Here is a 15,851-nt window from a genome sequence, read left to right on the forward strand (position 1 = left end):
TTATTAATTCCTTTCCCGCCGGATGAACCAATCTTTGGCAAGTATGTTGTCTCATCAGAATTGATTCTAACTTTAACTATTAAAAACTGACTTGATTATGAAATGTAAAGATTCTAATTTCTGGATCGGACTGGGAATAGGTTCGGTTGCCGGTGCATTGGCCTACCACTTCTCCCGTACGGAGAAAGCTAAAAAGCTGGAAGATGCCATATGCCGTGCCATCCACAAAGCAAGTGGCGAAGCCAAGGAGTTCATTAACACTGCTGAAGAAGAAGCATTGCACGTTGGCACCAAAGTAGCAGACAAGATGGCCCATGAGGCCCATGAGGCCGCAGAGAAAGCTGACAATCTGAAAAACAAGGTTCACAATTTTGCCGATGCTAAGAAATAAAACAAGCACTTGGAAACTTCTGAAGGGGTGTGTCAAAATTCACCACAGATTACACGGATTAACACAGAATGAGCTTAATCTACTGATAATCAAAGATGCTTATCTGTGCAAATCTGTGTAATCTGTGGTGAATACCAGTTTCGACACACCCTCTTTGCATATCGACCCATCAGTTCTGCAGACTGCGCCGATTCAAAATATCATTCATATGCTCCAATGCCCATCCTACCAAAGATTCAATATGCGGCATCAGGCTACATCCGGTTTCTGTAAGGTTATACTCCACACGGGGAGGAACTTCCGCATAGACTTTCCTGACAATCAGCCCGTCCGTCTCCAATGAGCGCAATGTAACCGTCAACATCCGCTGGGAAATATCCCCTATGGTTTTCTGTATATTGCAAAAGCGCATCGTTCCATTCGCTTTCAGTGTGACCAGCACAAGCATTGTCCATTTGTCTCCCAACCTGCTCAGTACATCCCGTACCGGACAAGCATCCATACGATGAAAATTTTCCATTCCTTTATTTTACCAATCAGTTCAACCTCAGCAATGGCGACTCTATGCTTAGTGTCCGGCATTGCACCACAAAAGTAATAAACTTACTCAAAATAACTATCGTTTCATACAATAATAAAAACATTCTTTATACTCATAAAAGCATCCGTCTCATCCGGATTATTTGTATGTTTGCAACATCATTTCCCATTCATATGTAACTGCAAGACTCTTATGAACGTAAAAATAGAAGAAAGCTGGAGAAAACGCCTGCAAGAGGAGTTTGACAAACCTTATTTTGAGAAGCTGGTAGCATTTGTAAAAAGTGAGTACGGGCATGCCAACGTGCTACCTCCCGGCCATCAGATTTTCCATGTCTTCAACTCTTGCCCGTTCGAAAAAGTGAAAGTCGTCATACTCGGACAAGACCCTTATCCTAATCCCGGTCAGTATTATGGAGTCTGCTTTTCCGTACCGAAAGGAGTAGCCATTCCCGGTTCTCTGGCAAACATATTCAAGGAAATACATCAGGACCTGGGAAAGCCCATTCCGACTTCCGGAAATCTGGACCGTTGGGTAGCGCAAGGCGTGTTTCCTATGAATTCCGTCCTCACAGTACGTGCCCACGAAACCGGCTCGCACCGGAACATGGGATGGGAAACCTTCACAGACGCTGTTATCAAGAAACTGAGTGATGAACGGGAGAATCTTGTATTCATGCTTTGGGGAGCGTACGCGAAAGAAAAAGCCGCTTTAATCAATAGCAGCAGACACTTGATTCTGACTACCGTCCATCCGTCCCCACGTTCTGCCGAATACGGATTCTTCGGTTGCAGGCACTTCAGTAAAGCCAACGATTTCTTACGGAGCAGAGGGATACAAGAAATTGACTGGTAACACGCTACAATACTCCGCTGACTCCGCTTCCAAACAAAGCAAAGTCCCCCAGGCACGGGTCATCCGGAAAGGCCTCTGCCAGAGCTTCAGTAATCCGGCGGGCATTCTTCAAAGAAAATGTTTCTGTCTCGGTGAGTCCCAAAGCATAGGCCACACGGCAGACATGCGTGTCCAAAGGCACAATCAGGTCCCTGCAATCAAATCTCTCCCAAATACCAAAATCCACTTCCGGACCTTTCCTTATCATCCAGCGCAAAAACATGTTCAGTTTCTTTTGGGGGCTCTTTGCCGAGACTTCCAAAAATGCACATAACCTTTCCATCGGATTACCGGCATACGTACATAAGGCATCCTCCAGACTGTCAAAAGCAGAATAGGCAGCATGCAAACGCCTGAAATAGGAATGAAAGTCAGCATAAGAAAGCATTCGGTAAAAACTGCTTCTGTCCGTAGCAGGGAAGTCATTCTTCCATCGGCAGGACAACACGTATTGATGAGGTGATACCCCCATCAACCTATGCAACTCATCAGCCTTTTTCAATATCTGCTTACGGTTGCCGAAACTCATGATGGCAGTCAGCAGCCCACTGATTTCAATATCCTGCTTCCGTTCATAGCGATGTGGAAACTGTACGGGGTCGTTCTGAATGAAGCCGGCGCAATGATAGGCCGCCGCCCACTCCCAAAGTTGTCTTTTAATCTCCTCGGTCATCTGCAAGCATTTGTTTTTTCATCTGAAATGCAAAGATATTGCAAATCGAATGCAAAACTTTCATGCTTGCACGAAAAAGTTGTGCCGGGATATAGCTTATCTTATTTAAAGATATTGCATTTATAGCAACATCGGACAAGTAACCTATTTCTTTTCCTCCTATTTTTGCAACATGAAAAAGCCCAATAGAGCCATGCAGCAGAAAAAGACAACCCAGGAGGAATACCAAAAGTGTGTGAACGCAGTAGTGGATTATATAAATCTGCACCTCGGAGAAGAAATTGACCTGAAATCTTTGGCCAGGATTTCCCATTTCTCTCCCTTCTACTTCCACCGCATCATGAAAGCTTTCCTGGGTGAACCCGTCGGTACGTTCATTGTCCGGACGCGTACCGAAGCCGCTGCCCGGTTGCTTCGTTACTCGGACATGCCGATAGCGGACATAGCCTACCGTATAGGCTACTCTTCGCCTTCGTCACTGTCGAAAGTATTCAAGCAGTTCTACGGCATTTCACCATTAGAATACCGTAACAATAAAAACTTTGTAATTATGAAACCAGCCATTATTCGTCCGGAACTGGAACTGAAACACGAAATCAAAGAAGTTCCTGCCCGAAATGTGATTTACATCCGCCTCTTTGGCGACTATAAACTGAACGACTATTGCAGCGCATGGATGCGCCTTTGCCAGTTCATCCAGGAAGAAAAACTGCCTATGGGAGAAGTGATGCCCTACTGTATCTATCACGATGACCCCAAAGTGACACCCGCTGAAAAGCTGCGTACCGATGTATGTATGGTCCTACCCTCATTTGCAACGGCCAAAGGAGACATAGGATTTAAACAGCTCGCGGCAGGCCGCTATGCCATATTCCTATACAAAGGTCCATACGAACATCTGCAGGCCGTATACGATACCATCTACGGGAAGTATATCCCCGAAATGGAATGTAGCTTACGAGATGAATCCAGTGCGGAACGTTACCTGAACAACCCCGCAGATACGGCGCCGGAGGAACTGTTGACAGAGATTTATATTCCGGTAGAGTAGGCAAACTGTTCTGCCGGAGCTATCAGACTTTCTCCCCGGAAGAGTTTAGGAGCCGGACAGCGAACAAGTATTCGTTCCTCCATGGAGTAAAAATCGTTCTACCATGGTGGAATGATTTTTACCTCATGATGGAACGAATAAATATCAGGCAAGCCGGTCGATACTATATTAGATACCCATATCTATACTGTATTGTAAAAAAAGGACACTCCCTTGTCTGTATGCTTGTTTTTATTCATTAATTTTGCACGACGCAATGCGAATCAAGCAATTGACGCAAACAGATAATTTTAAAATCTCCATTAAAATCAAGATAAAAAATGCAAAATGTTTCCATAAAAGGGTTTATATATGCGGCTCTCTCCTCTGCCACCTTCGGGCTGGCTCCTTTCTTCACCATTTCATTACTCCTTGCGGGCTTCTCCTCTTTCGAAGTATTGGCCTACCGATGGGGAATAGCTTCACTTACCTTGGTCGTTTTCGGCATTATGCTGGGCGAGACATTCCGCATCAGCAGGAAAGACTGGGGAACGGTGTTCATCCTCAGCCTGCTCCGGGCAGCTACCTCCTTCAGTCTGGTCATCGCCTATCAGAACATAGCCAGCGGAGTGGCATCCACCATTCATTTCATGTATCCGCTGGCCGTGGCACTGGCCATGATGGGCTTTTTCGGAGAAAAGAGGTCATTCGCCATTCTGTTTGCCGTGTTGGTGTCACTAAGCGGAGCTGGACTTTTGTCATCCGGCAAAATAGACTTTGAAGGAGGAAACACGACCATCGGGCTGATTGCTGCCGGCCTGTCCGTATTCTTTTATGGAGGATATATCGTAGGAGTAAGGAAGAGCCGTGCCGTGCAGATTCCCTCCACTGCATTGACATGCTACGTAATGGGGCTGGGAGCCTTGTTCTTTATTATAGGAGGATATCTGACCGGAGGCATCCGGCTGGCCAATGATACCCACACATGGCTGAATATTCTCGGACTGGCGCTGCCGGCAACAGCTATATCCAACATCACCCTGGTAAAAGCCATTAAATACATAGGGCCTACACTGACTTCCATTTTCGGGGCCTTGGAACCTCTGACAGCCGTAGTTATCGGTTGCCTGATATTCAATGAAAGCTTCACACCGGCCAGCGCCATCGGCATGGCGCTGATAATAACGGCCGTTACAGTCGTGGTGGTACACGAAAAGAAAAAGGAGAGTGAGAGTTGATTGTCCTTATTTCGCCTTTTTATAATCCGTGATGAAACCCTCCATCATCCACTTGGCCAAGGCCTGGCGGTTCGAACTGATTACAAAACGGCGCTGGTCAAAAGTGTTCTGGATATTTCCCAATTCCACGAATACGGAAGCGGGAGAAGTATTGGCTAACACATAAAGATTGCGTGCGCTGACAGTTCCGGTAAACCCACGGTTGGGCTGGTGCTTGTCATATTTCGATTCGAAAGTTTTCTTCATGGTCTTAGCCAGACGCTTGCTGTCGGGCTTGCTTTTAGAGTGGTAAAAGAACACATCGGTCTGATGGCTCTTACTGCGACTGTCCACATGAAGGAAAATGGCACGGCAATATTTATAGTTCTTGCGATCCTTCTTGTAAAACTCATTGATTTTGGCGCAACGTTGCCGGAGACGTGCCACTTGGTTCAAGGGTATGGGAGCTCCCATGCACGTCTCACGTTTGCTGTTGGAAAGGTACTTGTCATCACGGATTCCGTCTTTAGCATCCTGGATAATGATACGGACTTCCGCCCCCTCTTGCATCAAGTTACGGGCAAGGCGCAAAGCCACATCATACGCATACTCATCTTCATGCAGTTCTACTTTGCCGATTCTGCCGATAGCTCCGGGGTCGGGGCCTCCATGTCCGCTCACTACATAAAAACAAGCGCCCTGCAAACGGTTAGATGTCACTTTTACACTGGCAAGCGCTTTCCCGAACAAAGGTTCATTGATTGTCTTCTTCCCATTGCCAACCGGCTTTGATAATGGGGGCAGTACATACTTCACTCCCAGCCGCAATTCCTCCTTCCCTTTAAGAAGTTTCTTGTTCAGCTCCAAAAACTCCTTATAATAGGCTCTCCCCGGGCGCTTGTTACGTTCCAGGAAAACAGAGATTCCTTCTCCACGTCTCGGACTATCCCGCTCTTCCTGAGCCGAAGCATTAAAAGCAAACAAAGTACAAAAGAGGATGGTCAGTAAACAAAATATGCGTTTCATATTCCAATTATTCATCATTTATTCGGTTCGCTACAAATTTCCAGCCGCTAATTTATAGCATTTTACCATACTTAAGCACAAAATTATAATTTTTTCCCTACTTTTGCGACAACTTACGCGATAATAGATAAGAAACTTTTAAAACAGATAACATTATGGCAAAGCAATTCAAGCCGGAGACGCTGTGCGTACAAGCCGGATGGACTCCTAAAAAGGGCGAGCCCCGTGTACTCCCCATCTATCAAAGTACAACTTTCAAATATGATACCAGCGAACAGATGGCACGCTTGTTCGACCTTGAAGACAGCGGCTATTTCTATACCCGCCTGCAGAATCCTACAAACGATGCAGTAGCCGCCAAGATTGCCGCCCTCGAAGGTGGTGTGGCCGCTATGCTGACATCCAGCGGACAAGCAGCCAACTTCTATGCCATTTTCAATATCTGCCAGGCAGGAGACCATTTTGTTTGCTCCTCTACCATCTATGGCGGAACATTCAACCTCTTCGGAGTGACTTTGAAGAAATTGGGCATCGACGTCACTTTCGTCAACCCAGATGCCAGCGAGAAAGAAATTTCCGCTGCTTTCCGCCCCAATACCAAGGCCCTATTCGGCGAAACCATCTCCAACCCTACGCTCGAAGTGCTCGATATAGAGAAGTTTGCACGCATTGCCCACAGCCACGGCGTGCCCTTGATTGTGGACAACACCTTCCCTACTCCCATCAACTGCCGCCCGTTTGAGTGGGGTGCCGACATCGTAGTACACTCTACTACCAAATACATGGACGGACATGCCACCAGTGTAGGTGGAGCCATTGTAGACAGCGGTAACTTCGATTGGGATGCACACGCCGACAAATTCCCCGGACTGTGCACACCGGACGAGTCTTACCACGGACTGACTTATACGAAAGCCTTCGGCAAAATGGCTTACATCACCAAGGCTACAGCCCAACTGATGCGCGACCTGGGCAGCATCCAGTCTCCACAAAACGCATTCCTACTGAACCTGGGTCTGGAAACACTGCACCTGCGTATGCCCCAACATTGCAAGAATGCACAAGCGGTAGCCGAGTATCTTGCCCAGAACGATAAAGTGGCTTGGGTGAATTATTGTGGTCTGCCGGGCGACAAATACTACGAGCAGGCACAGAAGTACATGCCGAACGGCTCTTGCGGCGTTGTCACCTTTGGCTTGAAGGGCGGACGGGAAGAGTCTATCAAGTTTATGGATTCACTGAAACTGGCGGCCATCGTGACTCATGTGGCCGATGCACGTACTTGTGTGCTGCACCCAGCCAGCCATACACACCGCCAGTTGACAGACGAGCAACTGATGGAGGCAGGTGTACGCCCCGACCTGATTCGCTTCTCGGTAGGTATAGAGAATGCAGAGGATATTATTGCGGATATAGAACAAGCGCTGAACGCCTAAAGGAATAAACAAAAGGGAGTGCATTTTCGGACAATGCACTCCCTTTTCATTTCAATATTCTCTATTACTCAACATTCAATATAATCGTCAAACTTTCCTTGCCTTGGTAGAAGGTCTTTGCTTTCACTACCAGGGAACCACACTTCACCGGTTCTTTCCATAAGGTTGACTGGGCAGTAGGTTCCGAACCATCAGTTGTGTAACGTACTTCAGCACCATCAATAGCCACATTAGCATACAGATTTCCATCTTTTACCAATAATCCCGGCTGAGGCAAGCGGAAGTTAATCCCATTCTTTGCCCAATAAGGCATTTCACTCTTGCTGATTTTCTCATAATAAAGTGCCAAAGCCTGATTGAAAGCCTGCTCCTCCCGTATACCGGATAAATTTTCCCATGCCGGATGGGCATTCCAGCCACGTTCTGCCAGCCCTAATATTTTGGGGAAAAGAAGATATTCCACGCCATCAAAACTACGGATAGTTTCGGCGAACAATTGCCCTTGTACACCCATAATATGCTTCTTGCCTATCTCTGTCAAAGCAGTCTTCCCCTTTTCCGCATTATTCAAATCAATGGGATTGCCTGCCATATCCACACGCAGCGAACGATAAATGCTGAAAGGAAGCATAGAGAAAGAGACAGACTCATCCACATAACCTCCCCAATCGAGTCCACGCTCGTCCGGATGACCATTGTAAGCCATATCCATATAGAAATTGCCCACGTTGCAAAGGATGACCGGGTAACCGTTATTGGCTGTCTGATAAACCACTTCATCAGAGCCCGGTACAGTATTCCAGCAATACACACCGGCAGCCTGGCCCCTCAACTGTTGATGAGCCTCTTCGGTATGCCCCAAAGCAACTTCCTGCCAACCACTGAATTTCAGTCCGTTCTTCTGCATCACATCTGCCATTTGCGTAATGAAATACTCCGACAAATCATGAGCTTTCGTCATGCCTTTTTCCTTCATCAGTTCCTGGCATTTCGGGGAGCCCATCCACACACCGCGAGGCACTTCGTCACCACCCAAATGCACTGTGTACAGTGAAAGACCAGCTTCCTGATACATCGCATTAAGTTCCTGAATCACCTTCTCCATAAAACGGTAGGTAGAAGGCAAGGCGACATTCATCACATTGTCCGTATAATATTGTACAGAAACATAACGTGAAGTATCTTCCGGTTCACTCAACATATATTCTGTAGCTTTCCCCGGATCAGTTTCAAAATATTTGTTATAGCGTGCCTTCATGGAGACAATGGCAGCGCGGGCATGCCCCGGAGATTCTATTTCCGGAACAATGCGGACATGTCTTTCGGCAGCATACTTCAGCAAATCAATAAATTCCTCGCGGCTATAATATCCATTGCCTACAGTCTTTGCATCAGGGTCATAGCCACCGTCATAACATGGGTAGAGGCACTGGCTTTCGTCAGTGGTATGTCCGCGACGGCTACCCACAGCAGTCAGTTCCTCCAAACCGGGAATCTCCAAACGCCAGGCTTCATCATCACAAAAATGGAAATGCAGGACATTCAATTTATAAGATGCAAAAATATCCACCAGTTTCTTCAAGTTCTCCGGAGCGGTGAAATTACGAGCAATATCTATCATTTGTCCACGATATGCCAAGTCCGAATAATCCCGGATGGAGACTGCCTCCAGCAAATAAGGTGTCTGCTTATCCTTCAACATTGACAAAAGTGTCTGTGTACCATTAAAGATGCCATGAGGAGTGGCAGCACTGATTTTTATCAGGTTGTCACCTATATTGATAGTATAATATTCATCATTTACGGCCTCCTTCCTATCAAGCAGTTCTTCCAGCACAATCTTCACGGAAGCATTTTCGACAACTTCCAAACCATACAAACCAGTCAGTTTCTCTTTCAGCAACTTGGCTTCACCGGCAAAGTTCTCCGGAAATGCCAAAGCTACCTTACCTCCCAATACGACATTATCGCCTTCAATGGCTACCACTTTCTTTACAGACGGAAGAATGTCTGACTGCACCAAAGCAGGAGCACCAGCCAAGCGAAGATTGGATTCATAAATCTTAGTCGCATCCGGATAGCCGCTCATTGACTCGGGAGAAGGAAGCGGCAGCGCCTTCAAAGCCACGGGCAACGGACTGCCCTCTTTACCATCCACAGTCTCCACCCAATAAGTTCCTTCCGGTACATGGGAGTTCCGGTCCAGCTTGTAAGTGCAAAGGAAAGTGATCCGCATGGAATCACCGGGAGCCAGCGAAGCAAATTCGTCTGTCGGATACATTTTGAAAAAATTACCGTTCACTACCTCTACCTTCACTTCAGAGGTTCCTTCCTGCTTCACCCCTCGGGGAAGCTGTGAATAGTAAATCGTCCAGTTCTTTTTTAGAGGTTTTTGAGAGATATTCTTGAGAATAAAGGTATTCTCATAATATCCGGATTCGATGTCACTTGCACCCATTTCCCAGGTCAGAGCAACCGGTGCCTTAGGTTCATTACTCGTTTTACATCCAGCAAATAGTGCCATTACACAAAATAATAATCCTGCCAGAGGAAGTTTCAAAATTCTCATGCAACTCATGTGTTAAGTTAATAAATGGGGGTAATTTCTAAAATCTGATGCCAAAAATAAGCATTTTAAGCTAATTAACTGATAAAAGTAATAGATTTTATTGATAGCGAGCTACAATTTAGAACTTTTATACCTACATTTGCAGCCAAATTATAACCAATTTAACTATTCTACCATGGCTAAAATAACCAAAGAAGCAGCCTTGCTCTACCATTCGCAAGGCAAACCGGGTAAGATTGAAGTAGTACCCACCAAGCCTTACAGTACACAAACCGATCTTTCTCTCGCCTACTCTCCGGGCGTTGCAGAACCGTGCCTCGAAATTGAGAAAAACCCGCAAGATGCATATAAATATACAGCAAAAGGCAATCTGGTAGCTGTCATCTCCAACGGAACCGCCGTGCTCGGCCTGGGCGATATTGGCGCCCTCAGCGGCAAACCCGTCATGGAGGGTAAAGGTCTGTTGTTCAAAATTTATGCCGGTATCGACGTATTCGACATCGAAGTAAATGAAAAAGACCCCGACAAGTTCATCGAAGCTGTCAAGGCTATTGCCCCAACATTCGGAGGTATCAACTTGGAAGACATCAAAGCACCCGAATGTTTCGAAATAGAACGCCGCCTGAAAGAGGAATTGGACATCCCCGTGATGCACGACGACCAGCACGGCACCGCCATCATCTCCAGCGCAGGATTGCTGAACGCCCTGGAAGTGGCAGGCAAGAAGATAGAGGAAGTGAAAATCGTCGTAAACGGTGCCGGGGCTTCCGCCACCTCATGTACCAAACTGTATGAAGCGCTCGGCGCACGCCGTGAAAATATCCTAATGCTGGACAGTAAGGGAGTCATCACCAGCGACCGCGAGAATCTGACCGAGCAGAAACGTTACTTTGCCACCGACCGTCGCGATGTACATACTCTGGCAGAAGCCATCAAAGGCGCCGATGTATTCCTCGGACTGTCAAAAGGTAATGTGTTGACCCAGGACATGGTTCGCAGCATGGCAGACCATCCCATCGTGTTTGCCCTTGCCAACCCTACTCCGGAAATCTCTTACGAAGACGCCATGGCGGCACGTCCGGACGTACTGATGTCTACCGGTCGTTCCGACTATCCTAACCAGATTAATAATGTAATCGGTTTCCCCTACATCTTCCGCGGTGCCCTCGACACGCAGGCAAAAGCCATCAACGAAGCAATGAAAATTGCTGCCGTACACGCCATTGCCAACCTTGCCAAGCAGCCCGTGCCCGATGTGGTGAACGAGGCATACCACGTAAACAACTTCACTTTTGGTCCCGAATACTTCATCCCGAAACCGGTTGACCCGCGCCTCATTACCGAAGTGTCCTGCGCTGTGGCCAAAGCTGCCATGGAAAGCGGTGTAGCCCGCAAAGACATCGAAGACTGGGATGCCTACCGCCTGCAACTGCGCGAGCTGATGGGTTACGAAAGCAAACTGACCCGCCAACTCTACGACACCGCCCGCCGCAACCCGCAACGTGTGGTATTTGCCGAAGGTATCCACCCCAATATGCTGAAAGCTGCTGTGGAAGCCAAGGCTGAAGGTATCTGCCATCCTATTATATTGGGCAACGACGAAGCCATCGAGAAGCTGGCAAAAGAACTAGACCTTAGCCTTGAAGGTATCGAGATAGTAAATCTGCGTCATCCGGATGAAGCGCCGCGCCGTGAACGCTATGCCCGCATTCTATCTGAAAAACGTGCCCGCGAAGGAGCCACTTACGAAGAAGCCAACGACAAAATGTTCGAACGTAACTACTTCGGTATGATGATGGTGGAGACGGGTGAAGCAGACGCTTTCATCACAGGTCTTTACACCAAATACAGCAATACCATCAAGGTTGCCAAGGAAGTCATCGGCATCCGTCCGGAATACAAGCATTTCGGCACCATGCATATCCTGAACTCCAAAAAAGGTACATACTTCCTGGCCGATACGCTGATTAACCGTCATCCCAATGCCGAAACGCTAATCGATATTGCCAAGCTATCGGAATATACCGTCCGCTTCTTTAATCATACACCGGTAATGGCCATGTTGAGTTACTCCAACTTCGGTGCGGATAAAGAAGGCAGCCCGGTAAGTGTACACGAAGCTGTGGATTATATGCAACAAAACTATCCTGACCTTGCCATTGACGGAGAAATGCAGGTGAATTTCGCCATGAACCGCGAAATGCGCGATGCCAAGTATCCGTTTACGCGCTTGAAAGGAAAAGACGTAAACACACTGATTTTCCCGAACTTGAGTTCTGCAAACTCTGCTTACAAGCTGTTGCAGGCGATGGATACGGACTCCGAACTGATTGGTCCTATCCAAATGGGATTGAACAAGCCTATCCACTTTACCGATTTTGAGAGCTCCGTGCGCGATATCGTTAACATCACTGCAGTAGCAGTTATCGATGCTATCGTAGACAAAAAAAAGGCTGCCAAATGAGACGACCGTTATCAAAATTCCAAATAGTTTGCATTGTGCTGCTTTGGGCAGCACTTTGCTACATTGTTTTGATATCTGTCGAACGAATTGACGGTCCAATTATCCTAACGCTTGCCATTTCGGCGGCTTTAGTGTTTATTCCCGTCATAAAGTCTCTAAAAAGAGGATAAATAATATCTTTTTATTCCATTTTGCGGTATAAAACAATAAAATTGTTGTTTTATACCGCATTTTCTTTATAAAATGTTTGCTCGTCTCATTTTTATGTGTACTTTTGCAACCGCAATGAGAGGAAAAGGAAACAAACCGAAAATCGAATTGTTTTAGGTAACATATAGTAGCAACCAATAAAAGAAATAGATTATGAATGCAGCTAAGGTATTAGAAGACCTGAAAAGACGGTTCCCCAACGAACCGGAGTATCATCAAGCAGTAGAAGAAGTTCTTTCTACGATTGAAGAAGAGTATAACAAGCATCCGGAGTTTGACAAAGCCAATCTGATTGAACGTCTTTGCATCCCCGATCGCGTTTACCAATTCCGTGTTACTTGGGTAGACGATAAAGGTAACGTACAAACCAACATGGGCTATCGTGTGCAGCACAACAACGCTATCGGCCCATATAAAGGCGGTGTTCGTTTCCATGCTTCTGTAAACCTGAGCATCCTGAAATTCCTTGCTTTCGAGCAGACATTTAAAAACTCATTGACAACTCTGCCTATGGGTGGCGGTAAAGGCGGTTCGGACTTCTCTCCGCGCGGCAAGTCGAATGCTGAGGTCATGCGTTTCGTTCAGGCTTTCATGCTGGAGTTGTGGCGTCATATCGGTCCTGAAACAGACGTACCTGCCGGTGATATCGGTGTAGGTGGTCGCGAAGTAGGTTTCATGTTCGGTATGTATAAGAAGCTGGCTCATGAATTTACGGGTACTTTCACCGGTAAGGGCCGTGAGTTCGGCGGTTCGCTGATTCGTCCGGAAGCTACCGGCTACGGTAACATCTACTTCTTGATGGAAATGTTGAAGACTAAGGGTACTGACCTGAAAGGCAAAACTTGTCTGATTTCCGGTTCCGGTAACGTAGCTCAATATACGGCCGAGAAAGTATTGGAATTGGGTGGCAAGGTATTGACCATGTCTGATTCTGACGGTTATGTATACGATCCGGACGGCATTGACCGCGAAAAGTTGGATTACATCATGGAGCTGAAAAACCTCTATCGTGGACGTATCCGCGAATATGCTGAACAATATCCGGGTGTGAAATATGTGGAAGGAGCCAAGCCTTGGGGCGAAAAGGCTGATATCGCTTTGCCTTCTGCCACTCAGAATGAATTGAATGGCGACCATGCCCGTCAGTTGATAGCTAATGGGGTAATGGCAGTATCCGAAGGCGCCAACATGCCCTCTACACCGGAAGCCATCAAAGTATTCCAGGATGCAAAGATTCTGTATGCTCCGGGTAAGGCAGCCAATGCTGGCGGTGTATCAGTATCTGGTCTCGAAATGACTCAGAACTCCATCAAGTTGAGCTGGAGTGCAGAGGAAGTGGACGAGAAACTGAAGAGCATCATGAAGAACATTCACGAAGCTTGCGTGCAATATGGTACGGAAGCCGACGGTTATGTAAATTACGTGAAGGGTGCCAATGTGGCCGGATTTATGAAGGTGGCAAAGGCTATGATGGCACAAGGGATTCTGTAAGGACTAAAGCCATAGTTATTATGAAGAAAGGCGAAGGGAGTTGCAAACCTCTTCGCCTTTCTTCATAATAGTAACCTAGTCAGCAGGAGCTAACATATTAAGAATTTCCTTGTCCTTCCCCCCGTTTTTTATTCGGTTTCGGACTCATCCATAATTCTAACAACCCTCCATTAGCAAACACATCGTGAGAAAACCGGAATACATCATGATTTTTCACATAATTAAAACTTTAGTACCCCCTTAATCGGATAGTGATCAGAAATAAAAGATTTTCCCGCATATTTTTCTCGAATTGTAATGTATTCCGTACACATTTTAAACCCTTTATAATAAATATAATCTATAATAGAACTACGGGTCCCCCAACCATTGAAAGTACCAAAAGAATCCGTTTTTTTAGCAGAGCTTCTAGCATCTGTCATTTTTTCATTCAGTTCTTGTATGGAAGGATCCATGTTATCCATATTAAAGTCTCCAGTCAAAATTAATGGAAAATTATCAAGATTAATCTTTTGTATCTTTTCTAAGATGAGTTTCAAACCTTCCTTTCGTGCCACTTTGCCGACATGGTCCAAATGAGTATTAACGTAATAAAACTTCTCCTTTGTTTTTTTATCCTTTAAAAGCGCCCATGTAGCAGTACGGGTACATGCAGCATCCCATCCTATAGAAGGAATGTCAGGAGTTGAAGAAAGCCAAAAATTTCCCCACTCCAACAATTCTATTTTTCTCTTATTATACATTATTGAAGCATGCTCTCCGCCATGTTTACCATCAATGCGTCCGACACCTACAGCCTCATAGTTCGTGCAATTTTCAAGAATAAACGCCAGCTGAAAATCCAAAGCTTCCTGAACTCCCAAAATATCGGGCTTATGCTTTTTAATCATTTTTATAGTAGCTGGCTTTCTGAATTCCCACGCATTAACACCATCCTCTGCCGTACCGTACCGCATATTATAAGAAATAACAGTAAGTTGTGAACTATTGTTTCCCCTTTTTGCAGAAACGAACTGAGGTAACATAAGGGTAATTACCATAAAAATAAAAAAGAACTGTTTCATATTGATATCTATAAAAGAGATGAGAGTGTACAAACCCCAAACCAAGCAATGTGCTTATCAAGGGGCCAATACACTCTCATCCAGGTTATTACTAATTACGTGCTATAGTTGTGACTTCTTTAATTGTCGTATAGTTATAACGATTAGTACCGCTAAAACTTTTTGTAGTACGAGCACCTACACGCAAAAAGAATTTACGCGAATAATCAGGGAATTGTCCTTTTGTCTTAATAGTAATTTCTTTACCTAAAACATCGGTTAAAGCTGCCCCTAACAACTGAGTAGAAAAACGCGGACTAAAGCTGAAATCTCCGACATAACTCGTTTCGCTCACAAATAGCCAAGCTTCGGTAAGCGGTTGTTGGTAATCCGGATTATTTGTACCACGAGTAATTATAACCTTCACCTCCACAGTACCATCTGCATTGACCTGAGGTTCGCCTACCCATTTCACGCGCAACAGCGGCTCAATCTCATAAGTTTTCTCTACAGTACCTTTTATATCAATAATCTCTTCATCCAATGGTACAAAAGCACCTTCAGGAATAATACCATAATTGCCTGCAAATATTTTGGTATTCTGGAAAGTACCATCCTGCATACAATTAAAATCATAAGGTTCCGGAGTATCACTCCAGCTATACTCCATCATACGGATACGAATGCCGGTATTACCAATAGCTGTTTGGAAAGGTTCTTTAGTTTCCTTATCAATAAAAGCACCACGGAAAGTTTCTTCAGGTTCTCCATAATTATCCACATCGCAAGAGGTAAAATTTACCAATAAGCATAAGGACAACAAAATATATGTTAACTTTTTCATAATTGAATGTTTCGTTTCTTAT

At 45.7% G+C, this 15,851-nt stretch carries 13 protein-coding genes; 7 read left to right on the forward strand and 6 right to left on the reverse strand.

The genetic code is table 11. The annotated features are described in order from the left end of the window. Positions 1–97 precede the first annotated feature (97 nt). Positions 98–391, forward strand: a complete 294-nt coding sequence (locus EYA81_RS03860) for a YtxH domain-containing protein (RefSeq protein ID WP_035449063.1) — start codon at positions 98–100, stop codon at positions 389–391. A gap of 169 nt (positions 392–560) precedes the next feature. On the opposite strand, the gene EYA81_RS03865 is transcribed toward EYA81_RS03860, so the two are convergent. Continuing rightward, positions 561–911: a helix-turn-helix domain-containing protein gene (locus EYA81_RS03865; protein WP_117600485.1), complete on the reverse strand. Its 351-nt coding sequence runs from the start codon at positions 909–911 to the stop codon at positions 561–563. Between the two features lie 213 nt (positions 912–1,124). Here EYA81_RS03865 and ung point away from each other — a divergent pair, with 213 nt between their 5' ends. Beyond that, a complete protein-coding gene (gene ung / locus EYA81_RS03870; protein ID WP_044467915.1) occupies positions 1,125–1,787 on the forward strand; it encodes a uracil-DNA glycosylase in 663 nt (220 codons plus the stop codon). Between the two features lie 4 nt (positions 1,788–1,791). Here the strand turns inward: ung and EYA81_RS03875 are convergent, their stop codons facing one another. Next, positions 1,792–2,499, reverse strand: a complete 708-nt coding sequence (locus EYA81_RS03875) for a TIGR02757 family protein (RefSeq protein WP_022401173.1) — start codon at positions 2,497–2,499, stop codon at positions 1,792–1,794. 193 nt (positions 2,500–2,692) lie between these two features. Here EYA81_RS03875 and EYA81_RS03885 point away from each other — a divergent pair, with 193 nt between their 5' ends. Both EYA81_RS03885 and EYA81_RS03890 read left to right on the forward strand, forming a co-directional pair. Further along, entirely contained in the window at positions 2,693–3,550 is an 858-nt protein-coding gene (locus tag EYA81_RS03885; RefSeq protein ID WP_034529538.1) for a GyrI-like domain-containing protein, read from the forward strand. Positions 3,551–3,870: 320 nt separating this feature from the next. After that, positions 3,871–4,767, forward strand: coding sequence for a DMT family transporter (locus tag EYA81_RS03890; protein WP_057281645.1), 897 nt, complete (start codon positions 3,871–3,873; stop codon positions 4,765–4,767). Between the two features lie 6 nt (positions 4,768–4,773). On the opposite strand, the gene EYA81_RS03895 is transcribed toward EYA81_RS03890, so the two are convergent. Continuing rightward, a complete protein-coding gene (locus tag EYA81_RS03895) occupies positions 4,774–5,790 on the reverse strand; it encodes an N-acetylmuramoyl-L-alanine amidase (protein ID WP_117600486.1) in 1,017 nt (338 codons plus the stop codon). 137 nt (positions 5,791–5,927) lie between these two features. Here EYA81_RS03895 and EYA81_RS03900 point away from each other — a divergent pair, with 137 nt between their 5' ends. Then, positions 5,928–7,208 carry an O-acetylhomoserine aminocarboxypropyltransferase/cysteine synthase family protein gene (locus tag EYA81_RS03900; protein WP_009038038.1) on the forward strand — a complete coding sequence of 427 codons (1,281 nt, stop codon included), beginning with the start codon at positions 5,928–5,930 and terminating at the stop codon, positions 7,206–7,208. 64 nt (positions 7,209–7,272) lie between these two features. Here EYA81_RS03900 and EYA81_RS03905 read toward each other — a convergent pair whose 3' ends face one another. After that, complete coding sequence (locus EYA81_RS03905; RefSeq protein WP_117600487.1) at positions 7,273–9,777, reverse strand: family 20 glycosylhydrolase; 2,505 nt, start codon at positions 9,775–9,777, stop codon at positions 7,273–7,275. A gap of 175 nt (positions 9,778–9,952) precedes the next feature. Between EYA81_RS03905 and EYA81_RS03910 the strand changes: the two genes are divergently transcribed. After that, the gene (locus tag EYA81_RS03910) at positions 9,953–12,241 is read left to right on the forward strand and encodes an NADP-dependent malic enzyme (RefSeq protein WP_005826960.1); all 2,289 of its coding nucleotides are present in this window, start codon (positions 9,953–9,955) and stop codon (positions 12,239–12,241) included. A 363-nt stretch (positions 12,242–12,604) separates the two neighbouring features. Next, a complete protein-coding gene (locus EYA81_RS03925) occupies positions 12,605–13,942 on the forward strand; it encodes an NADP-specific glutamate dehydrogenase (RefSeq protein WP_009038033.1) in 1,338 nt (445 codons plus the stop codon). A gap of 221 nt (positions 13,943–14,163) precedes the next feature. Here EYA81_RS03925 and EYA81_RS03930 read toward each other — a convergent pair whose 3' ends face one another. Continuing rightward, complete coding sequence (locus EYA81_RS03930) at positions 14,164–15,006, reverse strand: endonuclease/exonuclease/phosphatase family protein (protein ID WP_117600488.1); 843 nt, start codon at positions 15,004–15,006, stop codon at positions 14,164–14,166. A 91-nt stretch (positions 15,007–15,097) separates the two neighbouring features. Further along, positions 15,098–15,829, reverse strand: coding sequence for a DUF3823 domain-containing protein (locus EYA81_RS03935; protein WP_117600489.1), 732 nt, complete (start codon positions 15,827–15,829; stop codon positions 15,098–15,100). Positions 15,830–15,851 lie beyond the last annotated feature (22 nt).

The sequence above is a fragment of the Bacteroides sp. A1C1 genome (assembly GCF_004328515.1).
In the GTDB taxonomy this organism is placed as follows: domain Bacteria; phylum Bacteroidota; class Bacteroidia; order Bacteroidales; family Bacteroidaceae; genus Bacteroides; species Bacteroides uniformis.

Excerpts from the sequence above, each read along its gene's own strand:
- EYA81_RS03860 (WP_035449063.1), top strand. The coding sequence starts at position 98 with ATGAAATGTAAAGATTCTAATTTCTGGATCGGACTGGGAATAGGTTCG.
- EYA81_RS03865 (WP_117600485.1), bottom strand. The coding sequence starts at position 911 with ATGGAAAATTTTCATCGTATGGATGCTTGTCCGGTACGGGATGTACTG.
- ung (WP_044467915.1), top strand. The coding sequence starts at position 1,125 with ATGAACGTAAAAATAGAAGAAAGCTGGAGAAAACGCCTGCAAGAGGAG.
- EYA81_RS03875 (WP_022401173.1), bottom strand. The coding sequence starts at position 2,499 with ATGACCGAGGAGATTAAAAGACAACTTTGGGAGTGGGCGGCGGCCTAT.
- EYA81_RS03885 (WP_034529538.1), top strand. The coding sequence starts at position 2,693 with ATGCAGCAGAAAAAGACAACCCAGGAGGAATACCAAAAGTGTGTGAAC.
- EYA81_RS03890 (WP_057281645.1), top strand. The coding sequence starts at position 3,871 with ATGCAAAATGTTTCCATAAAAGGGTTTATATATGCGGCTCTCTCCTCT.
- EYA81_RS03895 (WP_117600486.1), bottom strand. The coding sequence starts at position 5,790 with ATGATGAATAATTGGAATATGAAACGCATATTTTGTTTACTGACCATC.
- EYA81_RS03900 (WP_009038038.1), top strand. The coding sequence starts at position 5,928 with ATGGCAAAGCAATTCAAGCCGGAGACGCTGTGCGTACAAGCCGGATGG.
- EYA81_RS03905 (WP_117600487.1), bottom strand. The coding sequence starts at position 9,777 with ATGAGAATTTTGAAACTTCCTCTGGCAGGATTATTATTTTGTGTAATG.
- EYA81_RS03910 (WP_005826960.1), top strand. The coding sequence starts at position 9,953 with ATGGCTAAAATAACCAAAGAAGCAGCCTTGCTCTACCATTCGCAAGGC.
- EYA81_RS03925 (WP_009038033.1), top strand. The coding sequence starts at position 12,605 with ATGAATGCAGCTAAGGTATTAGAAGACCTGAAAAGACGGTTCCCCAAC.
- EYA81_RS03930 (WP_117600488.1), bottom strand. The coding sequence starts at position 15,006 with ATGAAACAGTTCTTTTTTATTTTTATGGTAATTACCCTTATGTTACCT.
- EYA81_RS03935 (WP_117600489.1), bottom strand. The coding sequence starts at position 15,829 with ATGAAAAAGTTAACATATATTTTGTTGTCCTTATGCTTATTGGTAAAT.